Origin of the sequence: Pseudomonas karstica, from assembly GCF_009707515.1 — a bacterium.
Classification (GTDB): domain Bacteria; phylum Pseudomonadota; class Gammaproteobacteria; order Pseudomonadales; family Pseudomonadaceae; genus Aquipseudomonas; species Aquipseudomonas karstica.
This window is the reverse complement of record NZ_WLYI01000007.1, coordinates 1-24191: the sequence shown is the minus strand read 5'-3', so window position 1 is coordinate 24191 and position 24191 is coordinate 1. Positions and strand designations below refer to the sequence as shown.

General features: G+C 59.5%; 24 protein-coding genes and 1 pseudogene. 15 read left to right on the top strand and 10 right to left on the bottom strand.

The features are described from left to right. The first annotated feature begins 160 nt into the window (after positions 1-160). The 3 genes from pvdM (at position 161) to pvdO (ending at position 3710) form a co-directional block, all read left to right on the top strand. On the top strand, positions 161-1513 hold the full coding sequence (pvdM, locus tag GIR22_RS07005; RefSeq protein ID WP_154742625.1) for a pyoverdine-tailoring dipeptidase-like protein PvdM: 1353 nt from the start codon (positions 161-163) through the stop codon (positions 1511-1513). A 20-nt stretch (positions 1514-1533) separates the two neighbouring features. Beyond that, positions 1534-2808: a pyoverdine-tailoring periplasmic protein PvdN gene (pvdN, locus tag GIR22_RS07000; RefSeq protein ID WP_154742624.1), complete on the top strand. Its 1275-nt coding sequence runs from the start codon at positions 1534-1536 to the stop codon at positions 2806-2808. A 74-nt stretch (positions 2809-2882) separates the two neighbouring features. Then, positions 2883-3710 carry a dihydropyoverdine dehydrogenase gene (gene pvdO / locus GIR22_RS06995; RefSeq protein WP_246208097.1) on the top strand — a complete coding sequence of 276 codons (828 nt, stop codon included), beginning with the start codon at positions 2883-2885 and terminating at the stop codon, positions 3708-3710. Between the two features lie 244 nt (positions 3711-3954). Here pvdO and GIR22_RS06990 read toward each other — a convergent pair whose 3' ends face one another. Genes GIR22_RS06990 through GIR22_RS06980 form a run of 3 tightly spaced genes read right to left on the bottom strand, consistent with a single transcriptional unit; the run spans position 3955 to position 6401 of the window. Further along, positions 3955-4761, bottom strand: coding sequence for a sulfite exporter TauE/SafE family protein (locus tag GIR22_RS06990; protein ID WP_154742622.1), 807 nt, complete (start codon positions 4759-4761; stop codon positions 3955-3957). A gap of 9 nt (positions 4762-4770) precedes the next feature. Beyond that, positions 4771-6015, bottom strand: coding sequence for an NAD(P)/FAD-dependent oxidoreductase (locus GIR22_RS06985; protein ID WP_154742621.1), 1245 nt, complete (start codon positions 6013-6015; stop codon positions 4771-4773). A 50-nt stretch (positions 6016-6065) separates the two neighbouring features. After that, on the bottom strand, positions 6066-6401 hold the full coding sequence (locus tag GIR22_RS06980) for an ArsR/SmtB family transcription factor (protein ID WP_010166774.1): 336 nt from the start codon (positions 6399-6401) through the stop codon (positions 6066-6068). 95 nt (positions 6402-6496) lie between these two features. Here GIR22_RS06980 and GIR22_RS06975 point away from each other — a divergent pair, with 95 nt between their 5' ends. Further along, positions 6497-7360: an MBL fold metallo-hydrolase gene (locus GIR22_RS06975; protein ID WP_154742620.1), complete on the top strand. Its 864-nt coding sequence runs from the start codon at positions 6497-6499 to the stop codon at positions 7358-7360. Between the two features lie 67 nt (positions 7361-7427). Here the strand turns inward: GIR22_RS06975 and bkdR are convergent, their stop codons facing one another. After that, positions 7428-7913 carry a Bkd operon transcriptional regulator BkdR gene (gene bkdR, locus GIR22_RS06970; protein ID WP_154742619.1) on the bottom strand — a complete coding sequence of 162 codons (486 nt, stop codon included), beginning with the start codon at positions 7911-7913 and terminating at the stop codon, positions 7428-7430. A gap of 195 nt (positions 7914-8108) precedes the next feature. On the opposite strand from bkdR, the gene GIR22_RS06965 reads away from it, so the two are divergent. The 5 genes from GIR22_RS06965 (at position 8109) to GIR22_RS06945 (ending at position 14289) form a co-directional block, all read left to right on the top strand. Continuing rightward, a complete protein-coding gene (locus GIR22_RS06965) occupies positions 8109-9344 on the top strand; it encodes a 3-methyl-2-oxobutanoate dehydrogenase (2-methylpropanoyl-transferring) subunit alpha (RefSeq protein ID WP_154742618.1) in 1236 nt (411 codons plus the stop codon). A 1-nt stretch (position 9345) separates the two neighbouring features. Beyond that, on the top strand, positions 9346-10404 hold the full coding sequence (locus GIR22_RS06960) for an alpha-ketoacid dehydrogenase subunit beta (protein ID WP_154742617.1): 1059 nt from the start codon (positions 9346-9348) through the stop codon (positions 10402-10404). After that, positions 10405-11673, top strand: a complete 1269-nt coding sequence (locus GIR22_RS06955; protein WP_154742616.1) for a dihydrolipoamide acetyltransferase family protein — start codon at positions 10405-10407, stop codon at positions 11671-11673. 3 nt (positions 11674-11676) lie between these two features. Continuing rightward, a complete protein-coding gene (gene lpdA, locus GIR22_RS06950) occupies positions 11677-13053 on the top strand; it encodes a dihydrolipoyl dehydrogenase (RefSeq protein ID WP_154742615.1) in 1377 nt (458 codons plus the stop codon). 216 nt (positions 13054-13269) lie between these two features. Further along, complete coding sequence (locus GIR22_RS06945; RefSeq protein ID WP_154742614.1) at positions 13270-14289, top strand: branched-chain amino acid aminotransferase; 1020 nt, start codon at positions 13270-13272, stop codon at positions 14287-14289. Between the two features lie 79 nt (positions 14290-14368). Here GIR22_RS06945 and GIR22_RS06940 read toward each other — a convergent pair whose 3' ends face one another. The 4 genes from GIR22_RS06940 to GIR22_RS06925 all read right to left on the bottom strand — a co-directional run bounded on the left by GIR22_RS06940 (position 14369) and on the right by GIR22_RS06925 (position 17788). Next, positions 14369-15262: a GNAT family acetyltransferase gene (locus tag GIR22_RS06940; RefSeq protein ID WP_154742613.1), complete on the bottom strand. Its 894-nt coding sequence runs from the start codon at positions 15260-15262 to the stop codon at positions 14369-14371. Positions 15263-15318: 56 nt separating this feature from the next. Beyond that, on the bottom strand, positions 15319-16152 hold the full coding sequence (locus GIR22_RS06935) for a TIGR03915 family putative DNA repair protein (protein ID WP_154742612.1): 834 nt from the start codon (positions 16150-16152) through the stop codon (positions 15319-15321). After that, the gene (locus tag GIR22_RS06930; RefSeq protein ID WP_154742611.1) at positions 16149-17369 is read right to left on the bottom strand and encodes a putative DNA modification/repair radical SAM protein; all 1221 of its coding nucleotides are present in this window, start codon (positions 17367-17369) and stop codon (positions 16149-16151) included. The genes GIR22_RS06935 and GIR22_RS06930 overlap by 4 nt, the downstream gene beginning before the upstream one ends. 74 nt (positions 17370-17443) lie before the next feature. Then, positions 17444-17788, bottom strand: coding sequence for an FKBP-type peptidyl-prolyl cis-trans isomerase (locus GIR22_RS06925; RefSeq protein ID WP_154742610.1), 345 nt, complete (start codon positions 17786-17788; stop codon positions 17444-17446). Positions 17789-18184: 396 nt separating this feature from the next. Here GIR22_RS06925 and GIR22_RS06920 point away from each other — a divergent pair, with 396 nt between their 5' ends. From GIR22_RS06920 to GIR22_RS06910, 3 genes and pseudogenes are all read left to right on the top strand, one after another. Further along, the gene (locus tag GIR22_RS06920) at positions 18185-18526 is read left to right on the top strand and encodes a DUF6124 family protein (RefSeq protein ID WP_154742609.1); all 342 of its coding nucleotides are present in this window, start codon (positions 18185-18187) and stop codon (positions 18524-18526) included. Positions 18527-18913: 387 nt separating this feature from the next. Beyond that, positions 18914-19621, top strand: coding sequence for an endonuclease NucS domain-containing protein (locus GIR22_RS06915; protein WP_178122138.1), 708 nt, complete (start codon positions 18914-18916; stop codon positions 19619-19621). A gap of 39 nt (positions 19622-19660) precedes the next feature. Further along, positions 19661-20014, top strand: a pseudogene (locus GIR22_RS06910) (hypothetical protein); the annotation flags it as partial. 38 nt (positions 20015-20052) lie between these two features. On the opposite strand, the gene GIR22_RS06905 reads toward GIR22_RS06910, so the two are convergent. Together GIR22_RS06905 and GIR22_RS06900 are read right to left on the bottom strand one after the other, a co-directional pair. Next, complete coding sequence (locus GIR22_RS06905; RefSeq protein WP_154742608.1) at positions 20053-20673, bottom strand: transglycosylase SLT domain-containing protein; 621 nt, start codon at positions 20671-20673, stop codon at positions 20053-20055. Between the two features lie 132 nt (positions 20674-20805). Beyond that, positions 20806-21774 (bottom strand): hypothetical protein, encoded by a 969-nt coding sequence (locus GIR22_RS06900; protein ID WP_154742607.1) that lies wholly within the window; start codon positions 21772-21774, stop codon positions 20806-20808. A 217-nt stretch (positions 21775-21991) separates the two neighbouring features. Here GIR22_RS06900 and GIR22_RS06895 point away from each other — a divergent pair, with 217 nt between their 5' ends. The 3 genes from GIR22_RS06895 (at position 21992) to GIR22_RS06885 (ending at position 24152) form a co-directional block, all read left to right on the top strand. Continuing rightward, a complete protein-coding gene (locus tag GIR22_RS06895) occupies positions 21992-23488 on the top strand; it encodes a helix-turn-helix transcriptional regulator (protein WP_154742606.1) in 1497 nt (498 codons plus the stop codon). 132 nt (positions 23489-23620) lie between these two features. After that, a complete protein-coding gene (locus GIR22_RS06890) occupies positions 23621-23872 on the top strand; it encodes a CsbD family protein (protein WP_154742605.1) in 252 nt (83 codons plus the stop codon). Between the two features lie 10 nt (positions 23873-23882). After that, the gene (locus tag GIR22_RS06885; RefSeq protein WP_154742604.1) at positions 23883-24152 is read left to right on the top strand and encodes a DUF1652 domain-containing protein; all 270 of its coding nucleotides are present in this window, start codon (positions 23883-23885) and stop codon (positions 24150-24152) included. Positions 24153-24191 lie beyond the last annotated feature (39 nt).

The following is a 24191-nucleotide window of genomic DNA, read 5'->3' as shown; positions in this document are numbered from 1 at the left end:
GAGCAGGCTTTATCCAAGCTAGAACGAGCATTGACCGAACAAATTTAGGGCACCGGGCGGCCCTAAATTTCCACCTCCCGTGCTCGTTCTTCCCAGATAGCAAAGGCCTCGCCCGTACCTCAACCCTGCACCTTCCCTGGAAAGCGACACTGAGATGGCAATGACCACACCGCGCTCGAAAAAAGCTCTATTGATCGGCCTGCCCCTGGCGCTGGCGATTGCCGCTGGCGGCGGTTTTCTCAGTTGGAAGTACCTGTTCAATAACGCGGGCTACCCGATCAAAGTCATGAAGCAGGCCGATGAGCTTCAGGACCGGATCATTTCCTTCGACAGCCACATCACCCTGCCCTTGCGCTTCGGCAGCGAAGGTGATGAGGCAGATAAGGACGGCCTGGACAAGTTCGACCTGGTCAAGGCCCGGCGAGGACGCTTGTCGGGTGCGGCCCTGACGATTTTTGGCTGGCCGGAAATGTGGAACGGCCCCAATGCCCCGCATAAACCCACGGCGGCTTTTGTCGACCAGTCCCGCCAACAACAGGAAGTGCGCTACAAGGCCATCACCGGGATGGTCCGTGATTTCCCCAACCAAGTGGGTATCGCCTATACCCCGGACGACTTCCGGCGCCTGCATGGTGAAGGCAAGTTCGCGGTGTTTATCAGCATGCTCAACGCCTACCCACTGGGGCAAGACATCAGCCAACTGGACCTGTGGACCGCGCGCGGCATGCGCATGTTCGGTTTCAGCTACGTGGGCAATAACCCATGGGCCGACTCCTCGCGACCGCTGCCGTTTTTCAATGACACACCCGACGCCTTCGATGGCCTCTCGGACCTTGGCAAGCGCGCGGTGCATCGGCTCAACGACCTGGGGGTGATCATCGACGTCTCGCAGATGTCCACCAAGGGCCTGGAACAAGTGGCCCAGCTCAGCCGCACGCCGATGGTCGCTTCGCACTCGGTGCCTCGGGCCCTGGTGGACATTCCGCGCAACCTCAGCGACAAGGAAATGCAGTTGATCAAGCACAGCGGCGGCGTAGTGCAGATCGTGGCGTTTTCCGCCTACCTGCGCCCGCTGACCCAAGCCACACAGGACAAGCTCAACCGCCTACGGGCCAAATTCGATCTGCCACCCCTGCCCAACTTGCACGTAGCGCTGATGCCCGGCGACCCGATCATCGCCGCTTGGCCCTCGCAGAAGTTCGGCCAGTACGCCAGCGCGCTGTACGACATCCTCGACGAAGAACCCCAGGCCAGCCTCAAGGACCTGGGCGACGCCATCGACTACGCAGTGACGAAGATCGGTATCGATCACGTCGGCATCAGTTCGGACTTCAACGAAGGCGGCGGCGTGAAAGGCTTCAAGGACGTCAGCGAAATCCGCAACGTGACCGCCGAGCTGATCACCCGTGGCTACTCCGAAGCGGACATCGCCAAACTGTGGGGCGGCAATTTCCTCAGGGTCTGGGACCAGGTGCAAAAAGCCGCCCAACCTGTCGCCCTCACCCAACCTTGAATCCGCAGCGAAGCCTTGTGATGACCGATCGCCGTACCTTTCTGAAAACCGCAGGCGTGCTTGCGGCCAGCTTGCCTTTGAGCAGCCATCTGGTGCCCGCGGCGGCCGCCATGCCGACCGTCGCCGCGGACAAATGGCAAGCCCTGCGCCAGTTGTTCAAACTCGACCCGAATTACGCGCACTTCGCCAACTTCCTGATTACTTCGCATCCCAAACCCGTGCAGGATGCCATCGACCGTTACCGTGCCGAACTGGATCTCAACCCGGCCAAATGGGTCGATTGGGAAACCCAGGCCGAATGGAAACGCGAAGGCGAAGTACGGGATTGGGCGGCACGCTACCTGGACGTCAAGCCACGGCAGATCGCCCTTACCGGCAGCACCACCGAAGGCTTGGTGATGATCTACGGCGGGCTGCACGTCACTGCCAAGCAGGAGATCCTCACCACCGAGCACGAGCACTACTCCACCCGCAACACCCTGAATTTCCGGGTCAAGCGCGAAGGCACCCAGGTGCGCAAGATCAGCCTGTTCAAGAACCCGCGCAGCGTCTCCAGTGATGAAGTGCTGGGCAATATCGCGCGCAATATCCGCCCACACACCCGGGTACTGGGCATGACCTGGGTGCAATCGGGCAGTGGGGTCAAGTTGCCGGTGGGTGAGATAGGCGAACTGGTGCGCGAGCACAATCGCCAGCGCGATGAAAAGGACCGGATTATCTATGTGGTCGACGGCGTGCATGGCTTCGGTGTCGAGGACATGAACTTCGCCGACTTCAAGTGCGACTACTTTATTGCCGGCACCCATAAGTGGATGTTTGGTCCACGGGGCACCGGAATCATCTGCGCCGCCTCGCAACAGATGAGCAACCTGACGCCGACGTTCCCGACGTTCTCGGAAAACAAGGACTTCGGTACCATCATGACGCCCGGCGGCTATCACGCCTTTGAACATCGCTGGGCCCTGGGCAAGGCGTTCGAGTTGCACCTGCAACTGGGCAAGGCCGATGTACAAGCACGTATCCACCAGCTCAATACCTACCTCAAACAACGCCTGCAAGAACACGCCAATATCGAATTGGTGACGCCCGACAGCCCGCAATACTCCGCAGGTTTCACTTTCTTCCGGGTCAAGGGCCAGGACGTCGACGCGGTCGCCTCCCACCTGAACCAGAACCGCATCGTCGTCGATGCCGTAGACCGTGATGTCGGGCCAGTGGTACGCATGGCGCCGGGCCTGCTCAACACCGAGCAGGAGATCGATCGGGCCATGGCCGTGCTGACGAAAACATACTGAACCCTTTCCTGACACTGACGAGAAGGCTGTAACTAATGTCTCGAACCGCACTGTATCGCCTGTCCCTTGGGGTCATGCTGGCCACGTTGGCAGCAGGCAGCGCCCATGCCGCAACCTCTGCGCCCGGCAACGTCTTCAAGGATTGCAAGGACGGCTGCCCGGAGTTGGTGGTATTGCCGGCTGGCAGCTTTATCATGGGCACACCGGAGGACGAACCCGGCCGCCAGCCGGATGAAGGCCCGCTGCACAGCGTGACCTTCGCCAAGCCGTTTGCTATCAGCCGCTTCCAGATCCAGGCCAGCGAGTGGGACGCCTATATCCGCCAAAGCGGGGTCAAGATCGCCGACGGAGATACCCGCCCCGGCCGTGCGTGCAAGGCCGGCAAGCCGACGTACACCCAGGGGCCCAAGCAGCCGGCGGTGTGCATGGATTTCCAGGACGTCGAACACTATGTCGCCTGGTTGTCGAAAAAAACCGGCCAAACATACCGGATGCTCAGCGAAGCCGAACGTGAATACGCCGCCCGCGCGGGCAGTACCGGGCCCTTCCCGTTCCCCATGGACCCGGACACCGAGTACGGCATCAGTCAGCACGCCAATACCTATGGGCCCAAGGACGGCTACAGTTTCAGCTCCCCGGCTGGCAGCTACTCGCCCAATGCCTTTGGCGTGTATGACATGCATGGCAATGTGTATGAATGGGTTGCCGACTGCTGGCACGACAGCTATGTCGGTGCGCCCACCGATGGCAGCGCCTGGCAGGACAAGAACTGTGAAACCCGCCATATCCGCGGCAACGACTGGGGCGAGGCACCGATTTTCTCCCGCTCGGGCAATCGCAATGATCGACCGGCGACCACGCGCGGGGATTGGTTGGGGTTCAGGGTGGCGCGGGAGCTTTGAGCGCCAACGCCCTTTGTAGCCGCTGGCGCAGCCTACGAGCAGCTGCGCAACAGTCGTCTGGGGGTTGAAATTGTTGAAGGTCCGGCGGCCCTTATCGCAGCCTCGTGCCTCGGCAGCGGCAAAGACCACGCCGATCACCTGTAGCCGCTGGCGTAGCCTGCGATCGTCTGCGCAGCAGTCGTTTGGGGTTTGAAATTGCTGAAGGTTCTGCGGCCCTTATCGCAGCCTCGTGCCTCGACAGCGGCTACATCACCGCGGTCAACAGCATGCAGGCCGCCACCCCCAGGCACAGCGTGGCAAAGCTGATTTGAAGGGTGCGCGCCCGGATCAGCGAGCACAGCCTGCGCCCCACCAGCATCCCGACAATGCTCGCGCCGATAAACACCCAACCCATCCGGTCGATGGTCACCCCGGCATGGAACGCACCGACCACACCGATCAGGGAAATCAGACTGATGACCATCAACGAGGTCGCGACAATCCCGCGCATCTGCACGTCCGTCAGTTGCTTGAACGCCGGCACAATCAGAAACCCACCGCCTACCCCCAACAAGCCCGACACCGCCCCGGTCACCGCCCCCAACGCAGCCAGGGTGGCGGTGCACTTGGCGGTCCACGAGAAGCGCCCGGTCTGTTGATCAAGCATGCAATTCTTCTGGCCCCATGAAGCCGCTCCATGGTCACTGGGCCCAACCTCGACCTTCTCACGCTGCAACATACGCCAGGCCACCAGTACCATCAGAGCGCTGAACAAGAGCATCAGGATCTTGTCCGGTAATTGATGCGCGAAGAACACCCCCAGGGGTGAAAACAGTGCGCCAAGCAAGGCGATCAGCAGCGCTGCCCGGTAGCGCACCAGGCCATGGCGCAAGCCATCAATCGCGCCAACCGCCGCCGCCGCGCCCACCGCGAACAACGACACCGGCGACGCTTCAGTCATGGTCAAGCCCAACCCCAACACCAGGGCCGGAACACCGAGGATGCCACCGCCGGCCCCCGTCAGGCCCATGACCAACCCCATGAGTACACCCAAGAAACTTGCCAGTAACATAGGGTTTTCTCAATCCACCCTGGACAGTTTGGTCAGCCATTCGCGGCCCTTGAGCATGCCGTTCCAGTAGAACCACGGCAGTAGCGTCGCCTTGAGGAACCACGCCGAACGCCGGGCAACGGTTGGGTCGAGGGGAAACGTGGGCAGCAGTTTGCCGGCATAACCGAACTCGGCCAGTACCACCTTGCCCTTCTCCACCGTCAACGGGCAGGAGCCGTAGCCGTCGTACTTGAGGGGCAGCGGTGCCTGTTTGCGCAGGGCCAGCAGGTTTTCGGCCACCACCACAATCTGTTTGCGCACTGCGGCGGCGGTCTTGGCATTAGTGGTGGAGCACACGTCTCCGAGGCCGAAGGTGTGGGAATAGCGCACGTGTTGCAGGCTGTGGGGATTCACCTCGCACCAGCCCGCGACATCGGCCAGTGGGCTCTGGCGGATAAAGTCCGGGGAGACTTGCGGTGGCACAACGTGCAGCAAGTCGAAGGACTTTTCCTCGACACTAACGTTGCCATCAGCATCCTTGACCTCGAACCAGGCCTTGCGTGCCGGGCCGTCGACCTTGACCAGATTGGCGTTAAAAGCCAATCGCGCCGAGTATTTCTCGACGTACTTCATCAAGGGTGGCACAAAGTGCGCCACGCCAAACAACGCGGCGCCGGCCAGGTTGAATTCAACATCGATGTTTTTCAGGTCACCCTGCTTGAGCCAGTGATCGCAGGACAGGTACATCGCCTTTTGCGGCGCGCCAGCGCATTTTATCGGCATGGCCGGCTGGGTAAAGATCGCCTTGCCGCCCTTGAGCTGCTGAACCAATTGCCAGGTGTAGGCGGCGTGCTGGTAGCTGTAGTTAGAGGTAACGCCATGTTGACCAAGGGTTTCTTGCAAGCCCTCGACTTTCTCCCAGGCCAGGCGCAAGCCGGGGCAAACGATCAGGTTGTTCCAAGTCACGCGCTGGCCGCTGTCAAGCACCAGTGTCTGTTCATCCGGCAGCAGTTCGGTGACGGTCGCTTGCACCCAGGAGACGCCGCTGGGCAACACATCGGTCATCGGCCGTGCGGTCTTCTTTACGTCATAGGCACCACCGCCTACCAGGGTCCAGGCCGGCTGGTAGTAGTGGGTATCGTTGGGTTCGATCAATGTGATGTTCAGGTCAGGGTCGCGCTTGAGCAGGCTGGCCAACAGGCCGATGCCTGCCGAGCCGCCACCGATGACAACGATATCGCCACTGATGGTGGGTCCCCAGTGTTGGTCGTTCATGGTCTTTGGCCTTTCTTATGAATGCACACAAGGGTCGCTGCCGTATGGCGTCACGCCCAGCTTTTGATCACCGCCCCGCAATACAGGCCGGACAAGGTCTTCATTACCTGGATCACTTCATGGCTGGCCAACCCGTAGAAAATGTATTTGCCTTCGCGGCGGGTAGCCACCAGCCCTTCGTCACGCAAGATACCCAACTGTTGGGACAATGTGGGTTGGCGCACGCCGGTCATGGTTTCCAGCTCACCGACATTGCGTTCACCTTGGGTCAACTGGCAGAGAATCAGTAGACGGTCCTCATTGGCCAGGGCCTTGAGCAAGGCGCAAGCCTTGGACGCCGACGCACGCAACTGGGCGACTTCACCTTCACTCAGGTTCGATTCCATTTGCTTCAGACTCTCTCTCTCACTTAAGCTCAAAACATTATGTGTAAACATAAAGTGATTGTAACTACTTATTTACGCCACCTGGGACAGCCGCTATGCCAGCGTTGATTCAATCCTTTCTGGACGAGGCGTCGTCGACTTACACCTATGTGGTCTATGAAGAAGACGCCGGCCAATGTGCCATTGTCGACTCGGTGCTCAACTACGACCCCGCCGCCGGGCGCACCGACACCGCCCAGGCCGACCGGGTAATCGCCTTTGTGCGCGAACATCGCTTGCAGGTGCAATGGCTGCTGGAAACCCATGCCCACGCTGATCACCTTTCTGCCGCGCCGTATTTACGCCGAGAATTGGGCGGCAAGATCGCTATCGGCCAATCCATCAGCAAGGTGCAAGACGTCTTCAAGCACTTGTTCAATCTGGAACCGGAATTTCGTGTCGATGGTTCGCAGTTCGACCACCTGTTTGCCCCCGACGAGGTGTTTCATATCGGCAACCTCAAGGCCCAGGCCCTGCACGTACCCGGCCACACCCCGGCAGATATGGCCTACCTGATCGAAGGGCAACTGATCCTGGTGGGCGACACCTTATTCATGCCCGACGTCGGCACCGCCCGCTGCGACTTCCCCGGCGGCGACGCCCACCAGCTCTATGCCTCGATGCGCAAGCTGTTGGCCTTCCCGGCCGAAACCCGACTGTACGTGTGCCACGACTATCCACCCGTAGGCCGTACGGCCAAATGCCTGACCACCGTGGCGCAACAGCGGGCGGACAATATTCATGTGCATGACGGAGTGGATGAAGCGGCGTTTGTCGCGATGCGCACCCAACGCGATGCCGGGCTGGGCATGCCAACCCTGTTGCTGCCGGCGATTCAGGTCAACGTGCGGGCCGGACATATGCCGCCGGCGGAAGATAATGGTGTGGTGTACCTGAAGATCCCGCTGAACCAACTTTGATTGATCGTTCCCTCACTCTGCGTGGGAACGATCAATACCTCGTACCTCGGCAGCGGCTACAACTTCATCAGCCCAGGTTGAGGCCATTGGCCGGCAACGGCAACGCCGTCTTGTAGCGCACCTGTTTGAGGGCAAAGCTTGAGCGGATATTGGCCACGCCAGGCACCTTGGTCAGGAAGGTCATCATGAAGTGCTCCAAAGCCTGGATGGTCGGCACCAGCACCCGAATCAAGTAGTCGGGGTCACCGGCCATCAGGTAGCACTCCATCACTTCGGGGCGATCGGCAATCGCCCCCTCGAACTGCTGCAACGCCAGCTCGTTCTGCTTTTCCAGGCTGACATGGATGAACACATTGACGTGCAGCCCCAGCAGGTCGGCGTCCAGCAGCGTCACCTGGTCGCGGATCAACCCCAGTTCCTCCATGGCCTTGACCCGGTTGAAGCACGGGGTAGGCGACAGGTTGACCGAGCGGGCCAGATCGGCGTTGGTGATGCGGGCATTCTCCTGGAGACTGTTGAGAATGCCGATATCAATACGGTCCAATTTGCGCATGAGACAAAATCACCTATTTATTATGCTTATGCAGATTTTTTATCCCCAAATGATCTCGAACGCAATCAAACAGAGATAAATATTCTTCTACGCCGAGCCTATGATTGTTGTAGGACAAGATTTCTCCCACCCGGAGACTGACTGTCAGCTAGCGCGCCCACTACAAGAAATTCACAAGATAGAGCGTAGAAAGCCATGAACCAGCCGTACGAACCACTGCGCCTGCACGTTCCCGAACCCTCGGGCCGTCCCGGTTGCAAGACAGACTTTACCTACTTGCGTCTGACCGATGCCGGCTTGGTGCGCAAACCCCCAATTGATGTAGAACCCGCCGACACCGCCGACCTGGCAAAAGGCCTGATTCGCGTGCTCGATGATCAGGGCCAGGCCCTTGGCCCCTGGGCCGAAGGTGTACCCGTTGAAATCCTGCGCGCCGGCATGCGCGCCATGCTCAAGACGCGAATCTTCGACAACCGCATGGTGGTCGCCCAACGTCAGAAAAAGATGTCGTTCTACATGCAGAGCCTGGGTGAAGAAGCCATCGGCAGCGCCCAGGCCCTGGCCTTGAACATCGATGACATGTGCTTCCCCACCTACCGCCAGCAAAGCATCCTGATGGCCCGGGAAGTACCGTTGGTGGACCTGATCTGCCAACTGCTGTCCAACGAGCGCGACCCGCTCAAGGGCCGTCAGTTGCCGATCATGTACTCGGTCAAAGACGCAGGCTTCTTCACCATTTCCGGCAACCTTGCGACTCAGTTCGTACAGGGCGTGGGCTGGGGCATGGCTTCGGCGATCAAGGGCGATACCAAGATCGCCTCGGCCTGGATCGGTGACGGAGCCACAGCTGAATCAGACTTCCATACCGCCCTCACCTTTGCCCATGTCTATAGAGCACCAGTGATTCTCAACGTGGTAAACAACCAGTGGGCGATTTCCACCTTCCAGGCCATTGCCGGCGGTGAAGCCACAACCTTTGCCGGACGCGGCGTGGGGTGTGGGATTGCCTCCCTGCGCGTGGACGGCAACGACTTTGTCGCGGTGTACGCCGCTTCCGCCTGGGCCGCTGAGCGTGCCCGGCGCAACCTGGGGCCGACCCTGATCGAGTGGGTCACCTACCGCGCAGGCCCGCACTCCACCTCCGATGATCCGTCCAAGTACCGCCCCGCCGACGACTGGAGCCACTTCCCGTTGGGCGACCCGATTGCTCGCCTCAAGCAGCACCTGATCCGTATCGGCCAATGGTCCGAAGAGGAACACGCGGCAGTCAGTGCCGAGCTTGAAGCCGACGTCATCAAGGCCCAGAAAGAAGCCGAGCAGTACGGCACCCTCGCCGGCGGCCAGATCCCGAGCGCCGCTTCGATCTTCGAGGATGTGTACAAGGAAATGCCCGAGCACCTCAAGCGTCAACGCCAGCAGTTGGGGATCTGACATGAACGATCACAACAACAATATCCAGTTGGAAACCGCCATGACTACCACCACCATGACCATGATCCAGGCCTTGCGCTCGGCCATGGATGTGATGCTTGAGCGCGACGACAATGTGGTGGTGTTCGGCCAGGACGTCGGGTATTTCGGCGGCGTGTTCCGTTGCACCGAAGGTTTGCAGAACAAGTACGGTACTTCGCGTGTGTTCGATGCGCCCATCTCCGAAAGCGGCATCATCGGCGTAGCCGTGGGCATGGGCGCCTATGGCCTGCGGCCGGTGGCAGAAATCCAGTTCGCTGACTACGTCTACCCGGCCAGTGACCAGATCATTTCCGAAGCGGCGCGCCTGCGTTATCGCTCGGCCGGCCAGTTCACCGCCCCGCTGACCATGCGCATGCCTTGCGGCGGCGGCATCTACGGTGGCCAGACCCACAGCCAGAGTATCGAGGCGGTGTTCACCCAGGTCTGCGGCCTGCGCACGGTGATGCCGTCCAACCCTTATGACGCCAAGGGCTTGCTGATCGCCTCCATCGAAAACGACGACCCGGTGATTTTTCTGGAGCCCAAGCGCCTGTACAACGGCCCGTTCGACGGCCACCACGACCGCCCGGTGACCCCGTGGTCGAAACACCCGGCCGCGCAAGTGCCGGACGGTTACTACACCGTGCCGCTGGATGTGGCAGCCATCACCCGTCCTGGCAAGGACGTGACCATCCTCACCTATGGCACCACGGTGTATGTGTCGCAAGTGGCCGCCGAAGAGACCGGTATCGACGCCGAAGTCATCGACCTGCGTAGCCTGTGGCCGCTGGACCTGGAAACCATCGTCAACTCCGTGAAAAAAACCCGCCGCTGCGTGATCGTCCACGAGGCTACTCGCACGTGCGGCTTCGGTGCCGAGTTGGTGGCGCTGGTGCAAGAGCACTGCTTCCATTACCTGGAAGCGCCGATCGAGCGCGTCACCGGTTGGGATACCCCGTATCCCCACGCGCAAGAGTGGGCGTATTTCCCTGGCCCGTCCCGAGTGGGCGCGGCTTTGCATCGGGTCATGGAGGTCTGAATGGGCACGCACGTTATCAAGATGCCGGACATTGGCGAAGGCATCGCGGAAGTTGAATTGTCGGTATGGCACGTCAAGGTCGGCGACTTGGTGGTCGAGGATCAAGTACTGGCGGATGTGATGACCGACAAAGCCATGGTCGATATCCCGTCACCGGTGCACGGCAAGGTGATTTCCCTGGGCGGCGAGCCGGGTGAAGTCATGGCGGTCGGCAGCATTCTGATCAGCATTGAAGTGGAAGGCCCCGGCAACACCAAGGAGTCTGCGCTGTCGGCCGTGGTAGAAGAAGCAGCACCAGCGCCAGCAGCGAAAGCTGACCCCAAGACGCCAGTGGTTGAAAACAAACCCGCGGCCAAGCCGGTTGTGGCTCAGGCCCCTGTAGTGCGCAATGCCGATGAACGCCCGCTGGCCTCCCCGGCCGTGCGCAAGCATGCACTGGATGCCGGTATCCAGTTGCGCCTGGTGCAGGGCACAGGCCCGGCTGGGCGAGTGTTGCATGAAGACCTTGAGGCCTATTTCCAGCAAGGCCCAACGAACAGTTCGTCCTCGACCAACCCGTACACCGAGCGCAATGACGAACAGCAGATCCCGGTAATCGGCATGCGCCGCAAGATCGCCCAGCGCATGCAGGACGCCACCCAGCGTGCCGCCCACTTCAGCTATGTGGAAGAAATCGACGTCACTGCCCTCGACGAGTTACGAGTGCACCTCAATGAAAAACACGGTGCCACGCGCGGCAAGCTGACCTTGCTGCCGTTCCTGGTACGGGCCATGGTCCTGGCTGTACGGGACTTCCCGCAAATCAACGCGCGCTACGACGACGAAGCCCAGCTCATCACCCGTCTCAGTGCGGTGCATGTGGGCGTTGCCACCCAGAGCGATGTCGGCCTGATGGTACCGGTGGTACGTCACGCCGAAGCCCGCAGCCTGTGGAGCACAGCCGAAGAGATCACCCGCCTGGCCAATGCAGCACGCGCCGGCAAGGCCAGCCGCGATGAGCTCTCGGGTTCAACCATCACCTTGACCAGCCTTGGCGCGCTGGGAGGAATTGTCAGTACGCCGGTACTGAATTTGCCGGAAGTGGCCATCATCGGCGTCAACCGTATCGTTGAGCGGCCAATGGTGATCAAGGGCCAGATCGTGATCCGCAAGATGATGAACCTCTCCAGCTCCTTCGATCATCGGGTGGTCGACGGCATGGACGCGGCGCAATTCATCCAGGCCATCCGTGGCCTGCTCGAACAACCCGCCAGCCTGTTTCTGGAGTAAGCCATGCAAGCTTTAAATACAACGCTGCTGATTATTGGCGGCGGCCCTGGCGGCTACGTGGCGGCCATTCGTGCCGGTCAACTGGGCATCCCGACCATTCTGGTGGAGGGCCAGTCGTTGGGCGGTACTTGTCTGAATATCGGCTGCATTCCCTCCAAGGCATTGATTCACGTCGCCGAACAATTCCAGCAGACCGTGCATCACAGCCAGGGTTCGAACCTGGGGATTGAGGTCGACGTGCCCACACTGGATATCCGCAAAAGTGTGGAATGGAAAGACGGTATCGTTGATCGCCTGACCACCGGTGTTGCAGCGCTGCTGAAGAAACATAAGGTGCAGGTGATCAACGGCTGGGCCAAGGTCATCGATGGCAAGACCGTGGAAGTCGGCGACCAGCGTATCCAATGCGAACACCTGCTGCTGGCCACCGGTTCGAAGAGCGTCAACCTGCCGATGCTGCCGATTGGCGGTGCGATCATCTCCTCCACCGAAGCCTTGGCCCCCAAAAGCGTGCCCAAGCGCCTGATCGTGGTGGGTGGCGGCTATATCGGCCTGGAACTGGGGATTGCCTATCGCAAGCTGGGTGCCGAGGTCAGTGTGGTCGAGGCTCAGGATCGGATCCTGCCAGCCTACGACGGAGAACTAACACAACCGGTGGCCGAGTCCTTGAAGCAACTGGGGGTGAAGCTGTACCTGAAACACAGCGTCACCGGCTTTGACAACGACACGCTGCAAGTGCGCGACCCCAACGGTGACACCTTGTCCCTGGAAACCGATCAGGTACTGGTGGCCGTCGGCCGCAAACCCAACACCCAGGGCTGGAACCTGGAAGCACTGGGCCTGGACATGAACGGTTCGGCGATCAAGATCGACAGCCGCTGCCAAACCAGCATGCGCAATGTCTGGGCCATCGGCGACCTCAGTGGCGAGCCTATGCTCGCGCACCGGGCCATGGCCCAGGGCGAGATGGTCGCGGAGCTGATCAGCGGCAAATCCCGCGAATTCAACCCGGCGGCAATCCCCGCCGTGTGCTTTACCGACCCGGAACTGGTAGTGGTCGGCAAGACCCCGGATGAAGCGAAGGCCGCCGGCCTGGACTGCATCGTGTCCAGCTTCCCGTTCGCTGCCAATGGCCGGGCCATGACCCTGGAGTCGAAAACCGGCTTCGTGCGAGTGGTGGCGCGGCGTGACAATCACCTGATTGTTGGCTGGCAGGCGGTAGGGACTGGCGTGTCGGAACTGTCGACGGCGTTTGGCCTGAGCCTGGAAATGGGCTCGCGGCTGGAAGATGTGGCCGGCACCATTCACGCCCATCCGACACTCGGTGAGGCAGTGCAGGAAGCGGCATTGCGTGCATTGGGGCATGCCTTGCACCTGTAATGGCTAATCCCCCTGTAGGAGCGAGCTTGCTCGCGAAAGTCGTCAACAATAACCCAGGCACCCTGGTTAAACGCGGTGCCCTTGCATTCTTCGCGAGCAAGCTCGCTCCTACAAGGGGGTGCGAAGGCACCAGGGAATGAAGTATTGTTGCGCCCATCCAGAAATAAATCACAAGCCTGCCTTCGACCAGGCGGTTGACAAGAAATAGAGGGTGTCATGGGTAACGAAAGCATCAATTGGGACAAGCTGGGTTTTGACTACATCAAGACTGACAAGCGTTTTCTCCAACACTGGCGTAATGGCGAGTGGGAAAAAGGCACCCTGACCGAAGATAATGTGCTGCACATCAGCGAAGGCTCCACCGCCCTGCACTATGGCCAGCAGTGCTTCGAAGGCATGAAGGCCTATCGCTGCAAGGACGGTTCGATCAACCTGTTCCGACCAGACCAGAACGCCCTGCGCATGCAGCGCAGCTGTGCGCGCCTGCTGATGCCGCAAGTGCCTACCGATGCCTTCATAGAAGCCTGCAAGGAAGTGGTCCGTGCCAACGAGCGCTTCATCCCGCCGTACGGCACTGGCGGCGCGCTGTACCTGCGCCCGTTCGTCATCGGCACCGGTGACAACATCGGCGTGCGTACGGCGCCGGAATTCATCTTCTCGATCTTCTGCATCCCGGTCGGCGCCTACTTCAAGGGCGGCCTGACCCCGCACAACTTCCTGATCTCCGGCTACGACCGTGCGGCACCCAACGGTACCGGCGCGGCCAAGGTCGGTGGCAACTACGCCGCAAGCCTGATGCCGGGCTCCCAGGCGAAAAAAGCCAACTTCGCCGATTGCATCTACCTGGACCCGCAAACCCACTCGAAAATCGAGGAAGTCGGTTCGGCCAACTTCTTTGGTATCACCCATGACAACAAGTTCGTCACCCCGAACTCGCCGTCGGTGCTACCCGGCATCACCCGCCTGTCGTTAATTGAGCTGGCGAAATCCCGCCTGGGCCTGGAAGTGGTTGAAGGTGATGTATTCGTCGATAAGCTGTCTGACTTCAAGGAAGCCGGTGCCTGCGGTACTGCCGCGGTGATCACGCCGATCGGTGGTATCGAGTACCAAGACAAGCTGCATGTGTTCTACAGCGAAAAAGACGTCGGCCCGGTCACCCAGAAGCTCTATAAAGAGCTGACAGGCGTGCAGTCCGGTGACGTTGAAGCGCCTGAGGGTTGGATCGTCAAGGTCTGAGCCCCACAGCTGAACAAAACAAATGAGGGAGCAGGCTTGCCTGCTCCCTCATTTGTTTCCGGTATTTGGGAAATCGAGTTCAGCTTTTATCCGTCGGGATATTTTCCAGCATCTTCTTGCCCATGCTGATCCTCGGCTCCACCCCATAACCCAGCGCCTCATAGAACCCCACCACCGCATCATTGCCCGTGACCTGCAGGTTGACCTTCATGCAGCCCAGGGCACTCAATGCCTGTTCCGCGTGCCGTACCAGTGAGGCGCCCAGCCCCTGACGACGATAGTCGGCATGCACCGCCACCGAATACAGCCAGCCACGGTGGCCGTCATAACCGGCGAGGATGGTACCTATCACGGTTTTCTCGTCCGTGGCGACAAAGAACAAGCCATCGTTGACTGCCAGTTTTTTATCAATGGCCAGGGCCGGCAGGTTGTGCGATGTGTCATAGCCAAATGCTGCCTGCCACAACGCAACCACTTGGGCACGGTGCTGACGGTCGCGATACTGGTCGATGGGATGGCGTGACGACAGGGCCTTTTCCATCACCAGAGTTCGTTCGTTACCGTGGTAGACGTCACGTACCGTTTGGAAGCCCAGCTTGGTGTAGAACGGCTCGGCAGTCAGCGAGGACGGCACATTGAGTACCGTGACGCCAGCTTCCCGGGCACGTAGCTCGATTTCAATCATCAGCAGGCGACCGATGCCCTGCCCTTGCAGCACCGGGTTGACGAATACCGAACGCACCACATTGCCATCAAGGGCTGCAGTGGCGACAGTCACTTCGTCCTGGATCGCCACCAGCACGGTGCGCCGTTCGAGCAACGCCAACACAGCATCAGGCGTAAAATTCTTCGCCACACGGGCGATGACATCGGCCGGATAATCCCGGGCATTGCTGTCATGCAAGGCCGCCAGGATGACCTGGCTGATACTTTCGGCATCGGCAGTCTGGGCAAGACGAACTTCAGTGGGCATGGTTTCTCCTTCCTCCAGTATCGATCAATTGTAGCCGCTGCCGAGGTACCTCCACATTAACAGTGCCCGCCTGAGATCCGCTTGCCCGGTTTCGCCGCAATCATCTTCGCCTGCCCATCGCGCTGCTTGCCTGTGCGCGCCTCGCTGATCAACCCCGGAATCAACTTGCCCTCGGGCAAGTTTTTCCAGAACCGACTGGGCAAATGTCCTTCCATGACCTTGGGGTTCAGCCGCGCCGGATTGAAGGTATGGCTGTAGTAAGTCAGCCACATGGCGCTGTGCGGGTCGTCGACATTCTGCGCCAATTGTTGCCACTCCAACGGACAGCGGCGCTGATGAAGCAGTTGCTCGCCGTCGTAATACACCCCATCCAAAGGCGTAGCGATCATCCAGCGATGCTGCCCCATGCGCCCGACAAAATGCTGGCTGGCACTGTGCAGAATGTCATGAGCCGGCTCATGCCAGGCCACGTATTCGGGCAGCTCCGACCCCTCCGTCGCAGGCAGTGCAATAAAGCGCACAAAGGCATGCAGATGATGGGCTTCGCGCTGCACCTGCTTGATGCGCCGCTGTAATTCACTGCCCAACTTGTCCCCCGCCAGCATCGCCGTACGGTCACCATGACTGACCCGCCACAACACCTCATACAGCAAGCTCCAACGCTGTTCGCCGCGATAACAGGCGGCACTCTCCAACAGCGCCAGCAACGCCTTGGGGATGCGCGCCTGGAACGGGCCATTCTGCGTCGCAAGCTGTTCGTCAGTGGCAAACAGGTCTGCCACTTGTTCTGCGCCCCAGCTTACCCGGCAAGGATCAACCTGATGACTGAGCAGCCAGCGTGCCTGTTCGCGCCAGGTGCTGAACAGGTTGTCACACTCCAGGCTGATCATCCCCACAGCCCCATTTGCTGGGGTTGCGGGCGATCCCGCAGTTGTTCGCGCAACAGCACGCTGGTGCTTTCGGCCTGCTGCGGGTGGTAATCGCTGGTGATAAAAAACGGTTTGGCCTTGGTCAACACGCAACGCATCCGCGCCAGGTCTTCAAAGCGAATCTTGCGCTGGCGACGCAGCTCCACCAGGCGTTGGGTAGTGCGCAGGCCGATCCCGGGAATACGGGCGATCAACGTGGGCTCGGCGCGGTTCAGGTCCAGGGGAAACACCTCACGGTGCTCCAGGGCCCAGGCCAGTTTGGGATCGATATCCAGCGCCAGGTCGCCTGGCCCCTTGAGCAGTTCATTGGCACTGAAACCATAACTGCGCAACAGGAAATCCGCCTGGTACAAGCGGTGCTCGCGCATCAAGGGCGGCGCCGCCATCGGCACGCTTTTCGGGCTGTTGGGAATGGGACTGAACGCCGAGTAATACACCCGGCGCAACTTGAAGTTGCCGTATAGCGCCTCGGCACTGTGCAGGATGGTGCTGTCATCGGTATCGTCGGCACCGACAATCATCTGGGTACTTTGCCCGGCCGGGGCGAATCGCGGTGCACGGGGTTCATTCAGTACGGTTTGCTCACCCGTGAAAATGGTCTGCATGGCCTGCTTGATCGAGACAATCTGTTTTTCGGGCGCCAGGGTTTGCAGGCTTTTGTCGGTGGGCAGTTCGATATTCACACTCAAGCGATCGGCATACCGCCCCGCCTCGGCAATCAGCGCCGGGTCGGCTTCGGGAATGGTCTTGAGGTGGATATAGCCGCGAAAGTCATGTTCCTCGCGCAACAGCTTGGCCACCCGTACCAGTTGCTCCATGGTGTAGTCCGCCGAACGGATGATCCCCGAACTGAGAAACAGCCCGCTGACGCAATTGCGCCGATAAAAATCCAGGGTCAGGGTCACCACCTCCTCCGGGCTGAACCGCGCACGGGGCACATCGCTGGAACGGCGGTTGACACAGTACTGACAGTCGTAGAGGCAGAAGTTAGTCAGCAGCACCTTGAGCAACGAAACACAGCGCCCGTCTGGCGTATAGCTGTGGCAGATACCCATGCCGTCCGTGGAGCCCAGCCCGGCCTTACCCTCGGAACTGCGCTTGGGCGCCCCGCTGCTGGCGCAGGACGCGTCGTACTTGGCGGCGTCGGCAAGGATGCTGAGCTTTTCAATCAACTGCATGGAGGGCTACCAGTACTGGTTTTTTGTACAGTACCAGTCAAATCATCGTTGGTTCAACCTTATTTGTTACCCCTTCAATCATCCCGCGTCAGCACTTCCAACAATTCAATCTCGAAGCGCAAATCACTGTTGGGCTTGATATGCGCGCCCATGCTGCGCTCGCCATAAGCCAGATGCGCCGGCACAAGCAGCGTGCGGATGCCGCCGACCTTCATGCCAATCAGCCCACGGTCCCATCCCGCAATCACTCGCCCGGTACCGATGACACACTGGAACGGCTTGCCCCGCGCCCAGGAAGAGTCGAACACCGTGCCATCTTCCAGGGTGCCGGTGTACTGCGTGGTGATCAGCGCGCCCTTGACCACGGCCTTGCCGTCGCCCAGGCGGGTGTCGGTGATTTGTAGTTCGTTGCTGCTCATAGGAGATCTCGCTGAATACACACGGAAGGTTTTTCCCAAAATCGACGAGCTTTGGCAAGTATGAAGAGGGTCAACTCCATGACATTTCCCTTTCCCTAGCAGGACGTTTCCTAGAGAATCTCGAGCGCTTGCGCTGCTCAGATCACGTGGCTAATCTTCGCCGGTCACTGCCAATTCAGTGACTCGGGTTTGGTAGACCACGATGTGATTAGGCGCTTAGCGCCCCCTTTTGCAAGGCGCTTTTTTTCGGCCCTGCGTTATGGTGGCCGTGCGTAGGGCACCTTCGGGTGCACCGGGTCCTAATCACCGGTCTACCAACCTGCGTACGGTCACCACCCTAGAAGTCGTTTGGTAGCGATGGTGGTGGCTCTCTAATATTGATTAGGAGTTGAACACATGGAAAAAATCGTTCCGGACCCGCCACTCACCACCTACGATACCTCCTCAGGTTCTTTTAAAAATCACGCCGCATTCAAGCGTGCGCTGGATCATTATCTCAACCCTGCCCCGCCGCCCGCCCCAGAAGTACCCACACCATTCATCGTCAGCACAGATATCAGTTTTGAGGACGCCTTGGCCCACGCCAGCAGCATGTTGCAGTGTGCATCCGTGACGGCGCAGGAAGCGGGTAATCATCTGGATGGAACGTCGCGCGCATTGGTCATTTCGGTGCAGCATCTGGTAGATATGGCACGGATGATGGTGGATCGATCGCTGGATTGTTTGCAACCGCGCTAAGGACTCGGCAAGGGGCTAAGCCCCTTGTCGCAGGTTATGACTTCTGAACATTACCACCCTTCTTGGCTGCTCTAGCCTGTACAAGGCCACTGAAACGGCGCTCCAACTTCTCAATGTACATCCATCGTCAGTACGCTGCTGTAGAGCCATCAGCGCGTCTCTGGTGCGTTGGCTAATGAGTGCCCTCTCCTGCTCTGCCAAGGAAGCGAATAGATGGAGCTGGAATGTGTAAGCCGTAGGCATTGTGGCGACCTTGAACTCAACACGCTTCATCAGAGAGGCTGTGTGTTCAACGTGTCTACAAACTTGAAGGCGACTCAAAGACACCAGAGAATAATTCGCCATGGTAGATTCGCTAGCATCCATACGCACCCAATAGGGAAGCTCATGCGCTCGCCAAAGCAGTATCTCGTTGTAGAAGTCAATGCAGAAGGCACCGTTGAATTTCACCCGATGAAGAACTGGTGCAGGGCCAACCCAACCGAAGCACCAGCCCTAAACCCCAATGAAGCAAACTCACAGGCTCTTCGGAGGGGATTTGACCGTCTGGGATGGACTGTGGAGGAAACCGACTCACAGGTGCGCTTCTTCAAACCCGGCACCGCCCAATCAGCCTTAGAGACTCTTGGCGAAAAAAATCCTGACTTAAACGACCTGGATACGCCAGACAGCGAGCGTGAAACAGTTTTTGAGCTTGAGTACCAGCTACGAGACTTCATCGCTCATAACATCGAGTCGATCAAGGTTGATGGTAAAGCACTGCAACTATATGTAGATGACCAAGGTCGGGACGGCATTGAGTACCCAACAGGAGTAGGCCCTATAGACATTTTGGCTCTAGATAGCGATGGTGCGTATGTAGTCTTTGAGCTGAAACGGGGGCGCGTAGCAGATAAAGCTATTGGGCAGATTAGCCGCTATATGGGATGGCTGATTACGAATAAATCGGAAGGAACGAAGGTCAAGGGAGTCATTGTCGCGAAGGATATTAGCCTCAACCTCAAACATGCTGTTGTCGCGGTGCCAAACGTTTCGCTCTTCGAGTATCACATCAGCTTCATCCTGAACGAGATCAGGCCTGCTAACTTTAGATAAAGAGAATAGCCTCCAAGAGTCGATAAAAGCGTCGTTGTCCTGGGGATTGTCAGCCCTGCCTATGGATCCGGCCTGGTCTTGCACTTGATAGCGGCGCAGACGCTGACTTCAGCATTGGGCGTAGTGATCTGGCGGCGTCAGTGGATCAAGCGTGGCTGGTACCCCACCTACATTCCGCTGGTGTCAGTGGTCCCCGCAGCAGTGTTGACCCATGGCGGCAGTTGGGCGGTGATAGGCTCGAGCGCCCTGCTCGGGGCATTGATCGCGCCCCCGCTGGCCTGCGCGATTGCCGGCCGGTTGCCGCCACACTTTCATCCTTATATCGCCAATGTGGTATCGATGGCATTGAGTACCTTGATGGTGGTGCCATTGGTAGGTTGGTTGGCTGCCTAGGCCATTGTTCTTGCGCCGGACACGGACCGTCCGGCCACTCAAAGCCAATGCCAGAACCGACTCCAGAAGCCTCGCTCCAAGTCCGCTTTACACCCCGCATATTGCTGCGCATACAGGTCGGAACGCGCCTTGACCTTACCAGCAACCGGCAGCAGCCAGGCCTTGCTGGCGTAGGTTCGTTGGCGATAACCGCCCCAGCCTTCGTGGTAATTCAGGTACTGGCCGTAGGCGTCGTATTTGTACACGCCGTTGATGGTGTAGGTCTTGTCCATGTACCAACCGACGAAGTCGATGGCGTCGTCGAAGTCCTGGCGGCTGGCCCAGTTGCGCCCGGTACTTTTCTGGTAGTCGCTCCACACTTCGTCCTTGGCTTGGGCGTAGCCGGAAGCAGTGGACACGCGCCCCCAGGGGATGATCCACAACAGATATTTGCGTGGGGTCTTGGCGTTATGCCGGAAGCCCGACTCCTGATACATGATGGCGAACGGCACCTGGATCGGTACACCCCAGCGTTTCTGGGTGACTTTGGCCGCGTCGTACCAATCATCCTTTTCCCGGAAAATCCCGCAGATGTCGTTGGGGGTACGCGGCGGCGAGGTACCGCACGCTGCCAATAGGGTGGTCAGTAACAAGAGGGCTATGGTTTTTACCGGGCTCAAAAGCTCACCTTTGCGTGATGCGCGTAAAAAAGTCGACAGTTTACGCGTTCACGAGCGTTGATGCCGAGATGGCATCAGCTTGCCTGGCCCGCTGTGCAGGAGCCGATAACCCTGCTCCTGCACAGTGGTGAATCAGGCCAACGGCACCCGACGGGTAGAAACCGCCATCCGGCCAATACCGAAGCTCAGCGCCGCCCCCAGCAGCAGCATCAACAAGGTACTCCACGCGGCATGGGACAATTGCTTGGCCGCCACTTCACCGGCTTCACGGGCTTTTTGCTCGGCTTGCTTCTTCAGTTGGTCAACCTTCTGCACGGCCTGTTGATAGGCTTGGGCATAGTTGTCGACGATCCGGGTGGCTTCGGCCTGGCTCTTGCCAGTACGGGCAGCGACGATGTTGACCAACGCCTCTTTGTCCGCTGCATTCAACGCAGGCTCACCAGACGCCTTGACTCGCTCGAACCACTGTTTCAGCTCTTGCGCGGCCTGTGCCGGGTTGGTCGCTGCATCGGTAGCCGACTGCTTGCCATCTGCCGCCGCCTGCTCAGTTTTGTGCTCGACGGTGGCCGGGGCCAGTTCAGGCTTGCCGCTTTGCTTGAGCAAGGTATCCAACTGGCCTTGCAGGCTGTCCCAATCCAGGCTGATGCCCTGTTCGTCCAGTTGCTGCTTGACGCTGTCACCGATACCCGGCGCTACGGCAGCAATGCCGCTGCCGGCGGCCGACAGGCCCTTGCCGACCACATTACCCGCCGCACCGACCACACTGGTGGCCAATGCCGCCAACAGCCAGGTGGTGAGCAAGGTGGTGATGGTCCAACTCAGGACACCATGCAGGCCACCACGGTCCGGCGCCGTGCGTCCTGCGACAAACGCACCGACACCAACGGCCAGCAGTGTGGAGACAAACAGCCAGATCCCGGCACCGGTACCGAAACCGCTTAACGGGTTACCAGCCGCCATGGGGTCGACGGCACTGGCGCCAATGGCGGTGCCCAGCACACTCAATACCAGATACGTCACCAGGGCAATTGCGCTACCAGCCAATACCGAGCCCCAGGACACGCGAAACAATGAACGGTTGGTTTCATAGACAGTGGTCATGATCGATCCTTTGAGTGAGTACATACCAACTCAGTGTGTCGGGACGGTACCTCTGCGGTCTCGGTACAAATGCACCAGATCGAATGGTACATTCGCACCCCGCGCCCGGGACTCTCTCTGCACTATCCTGAAGCCCTGATGTCGTACTCGCTATGCGCCCCAGCCCCCTCCCTGTAGGGGGCTGGGGATGTCAGGATCGTCCCCTTTCGGAGAAACCATGAGCCAGGCCGTCCTCGCCAAAGAAACCAACCGCCGCCAACTGCAGCAGATCATCTCCGGGCTGTCCGACGGGGTGATTCTCGCCGAGGTCGACCAAACGCTGCTCTGGGCCAACGAAGCCGCCCTGGCCATGCACGGGGTGGACAACGTTGAAGCACTGGGTGCCAATACCAAGGAGTACGCCGCACGTTTTGCCTTGCGCTACCGCAACAATCACCCATTGCCACTGGAGAGTTACCCTCTGAGCCGGGTAGCGGACGGTGAGGAGTTCAGTAATGTGGTGGTGGAGGTCACGCCCACCGACGACGAGGGAAAAACCTGGGTCCACCGCCTGCGCAGCCTGGTGCTCAACGATGCCGCCGGCGAACCGGAGCTGCTGGTGCTGATCCTCAGCGACGCCACCGACTGGGCCAGCGCCGAGCAGCGTTTCGAGAAGACCTTCAATGCCAACCCGGCGCCCGCCGTGATTTGCCGCTTGAGCGACCTGCGTTATATCAAGGTCAATCAAGGTTTCCTGGAGATGACCGGCTATAACCGCGACCAGGTAATTGGGCGCTCGGTGTATGAACTGGACGTGCTGGAGCAGGCCGAACGCAAGGACCTGGCGATCCAGCGCCTGGGAGAAGGCGCAACCATCCCGCAGATGCAGGCCGAACTGAAACTGCCCGAAGGTGGCAGCAAACTGGTGATTGTCGCCGGCCAGCCGCTGGACATGAACGAGGAGGATTGCATGCTGTTTTCCTTCACCGACCTTGAGCCCCGGCGCAAAGCAGAAACTGCCTTGCGCCAGAGCGAGGAACGGTTCGCCAAGTCCTTCCGCCTGACGCCGGTGCCAACCCTGGTATGCAGCGCCGACAACCAGCAGGTGGTGGATGTCAACGAAGCCTTCATGAGCACCACCGGCTACACCAGTGAAGAGCTGATCGGCAAATCCGTCGCCGAGATCGACTTTATCGACAGTGCGCAAAACTGCACCCAAGTGTTCGCGGCCCTTGAAAAAGCCGGCAATGTGGACAGCCTGGACCTGAAGATCCGCAAGAAAGGTAACGAGGTGATCGACTGCGTGTTGTCGGCCGACACCGTCAGTATCCAAGACGTGCCCTGTTACCTGCTGGTGTTGATGAATATCACCGAACGCAAGCGCTCGGAGCTGGAGTTGGTGGCGGCCATCGAAGAAGTCATGCAGGACGCTTCCTGGTTCAGTCAGACGCTGATCGAGAAACTGGCCAACGCCAAGAGCGTCAACCGCCCCAACCTGCCCAACGTGTCCTTCACCGACCTCACCGCCCGCGAGCGCGATGTGCTGGGTTTGATCTGCGAAGGGCTGGCCGACAAGGCGATAGCTTCGCGCCTGCAACTGGCGCCGAACACCGTACGTAACCATGTGGCAACGGTGTATTCCAAGCTGGGTGTGCACAGCCGTAGCGCGGCCATAGTCTGGGCCAGGGAGCGAGGCTTGTTTGCCGGAGAGCAGCAGCTAAAACCAAAAAAATAGAGTGCAAATGCACCAGTGCGCACAGTGCAAATTCACCTTATCCAGTGAATACACACTGCTTAACCTTGAAGGGTGGGCACAGGGCCTTGGGTCCTGCGCCATAACGGTTTTATAACCTTCAAGGAGCTCACCATGAAAAGCGAACACGTCAAAGGCGCCGTCGAAAAAGTAACGGGCAAGGCCCAGGATTTTCTCGGTGACTTGACCGGTGACGAACAGCTACAAGCCGAAGGCGTGGCCCGCCAGGCCGTCGGCCAGTTGCAGCAAACCTATGGTGATGCGCTGGACACCGTCGGTGACTTTGCCAGGAACAAGCCCCTGGCTACCGTGGCCGTTGTTGCCGGTGTCGGCCTGCTACTGGGCCTGTTGCTGCGCCGTCGTTAAGGGGCCGTGCATGTTTAGCCTCTCGCAACTGCGCAACTGCATCGAAGAAGCTCTGCGGCCCTTGACCTGCGAATTCACCCTGTGCCGGGATGCATCGTTGACCCTGAAAGTCTTTGATGCCGAAACCGGCCGGGTGGATCTGGTAGTGACGGGGATCAGTGTCAACAAACTGAAAACCCCCGAGGACGTCGAGACCATGGTTGAGGAACTGCGCTACGAACTGCACAGCAATACCATGGGCCGAGTCAATCTGGATGACTTGCCCCAACCCCTCCTGTAGCCGCTGGCGCAGCCTGCGATCGGCTGCGTAGCAGTCGCC

Coding starts and splice junctions, on each gene's coding strand:
- GIR22_RS06940 (WP_154742613.1), bottom strand. CDS start 15,262: ATGCCCACTGAAGTTCGTCTTGCCCAGACTGCCGATGCCGAAAGTATC.
- lpdA (WP_154742615.1), top strand. CDS start 11,677: ATGCAAGCTTTAAATACAACGCTGCTGATTATTGGCGGCGGCCCTGGC.
- GIR22_RS06925 (WP_154742610.1), bottom strand. CDS start 17,788: ATGAGCAGCAACGAACTACAAATCACCGACACCCGCCTGGGCGACGGC.
- GIR22_RS06945 (WP_154742614.1), top strand. CDS start 13,270: ATGGGTAACGAAAGCATCAATTGGGACAAGCTGGGTTTTGACTACATC.
- GIR22_RS06975 (WP_154742620.1), top strand. CDS start 6,497: ATGCCAGCGTTGATTCAATCCTTTCTGGACGAGGCGTCGTCGACTTAC.
- GIR22_RS06885 (WP_154742604.1), top strand. CDS start 23,883: ATGTTTAGCCTCTCGCAACTGCGCAACTGCATCGAAGAAGCTCTGCGG.
- GIR22_RS06895 (WP_154742606.1), top strand. CDS start 21,992: ATGAGCCAGGCCGTCCTCGCCAAAGAAACCAACCGCCGCCAACTGCAG.
- pvdO (WP_246208097.1), top strand. CDS start 2,883: ATGCTGGCCACGTTGGCAGCAGGCAGCGCCCATGCCGCAACCTCTGCG.
- pvdN (WP_154742624.1), top strand. CDS start 1,534: ATGACCGATCGCCGTACCTTTCTGAAAACCGCAGGCGTGCTTGCGGCC.
- GIR22_RS06920 (WP_154742609.1), top strand. CDS start 18,185: ATGGAAAAAATCGTTCCGGACCCGCCACTCACCACCTACGATACCTCC.
- GIR22_RS06965 (WP_154742618.1), top strand. CDS start 8,109: ATGAACCAGCCGTACGAACCACTGCGCCTGCACGTTCCCGAACCCTCG.
- GIR22_RS06960 (WP_154742617.1), top strand. CDS start 9,346: ATGAACGATCACAACAACAATATCCAGTTGGAAACCGCCATGACTACC.
- GIR22_RS06915 (WP_178122138.1), top strand. CDS start 18,914: ATGCGCTCGCCAAAGCAGTATCTCGTTGTAGAAGTCAATGCAGAAGGC.
- bkdR (WP_154742619.1), bottom strand. CDS start 7,913: ATGCGCAAATTGGACCGTATTGATATCGGCATTCTCAACAGTCTCCAG.
- GIR22_RS06985 (WP_154742621.1), bottom strand. CDS start 6,015: ATGAACGACCAACACTGGGGACCCACCATCAGTGGCGATATCGTTGTC.
- GIR22_RS06955 (WP_154742616.1), top strand. CDS start 10,405: ATGGGCACGCACGTTATCAAGATGCCGGACATTGGCGAAGGCATCGCG.
- GIR22_RS06990 (WP_154742622.1), bottom strand. CDS start 4,761: ATGTTACTGGCAAGTTTCTTGGGTGTACTCATGGGGTTGGTCATGGGC.
- pvdM (WP_154742625.1), top strand. CDS start 161: ATGACCACACCGCGCTCGAAAAAAGCTCTATTGATCGGCCTGCCCCTG.
- GIR22_RS06930 (WP_154742611.1), bottom strand. CDS start 17,369: ATGCAGTTGATTGAAAAGCTCAGCATCCTTGCCGACGCCGCCAAGTAC.
- GIR22_RS06935 (WP_154742612.1), bottom strand. CDS start 16,152: ATGATCAGCCTGGAGTGTGACAACCTGTTCAGCACCTGGCGCGAACAG.
- GIR22_RS06900 (WP_154742607.1), bottom strand. CDS start 21,774: ATGACCACTGTCTATGAAACCAACCGTTCATTGTTTCGCGTGTCCTGG.
- GIR22_RS06890 (WP_154742605.1), top strand. CDS start 23,621: ATGAAAAGCGAACACGTCAAAGGCGCCGTCGAAAAAGTAACGGGCAAG.
- GIR22_RS06980 (WP_010166774.1), bottom strand. CDS start 6,401: ATGGAATCGAACCTGAGTGAAGGTGAAGTCGCCCAGTTGCGTGCGTCG.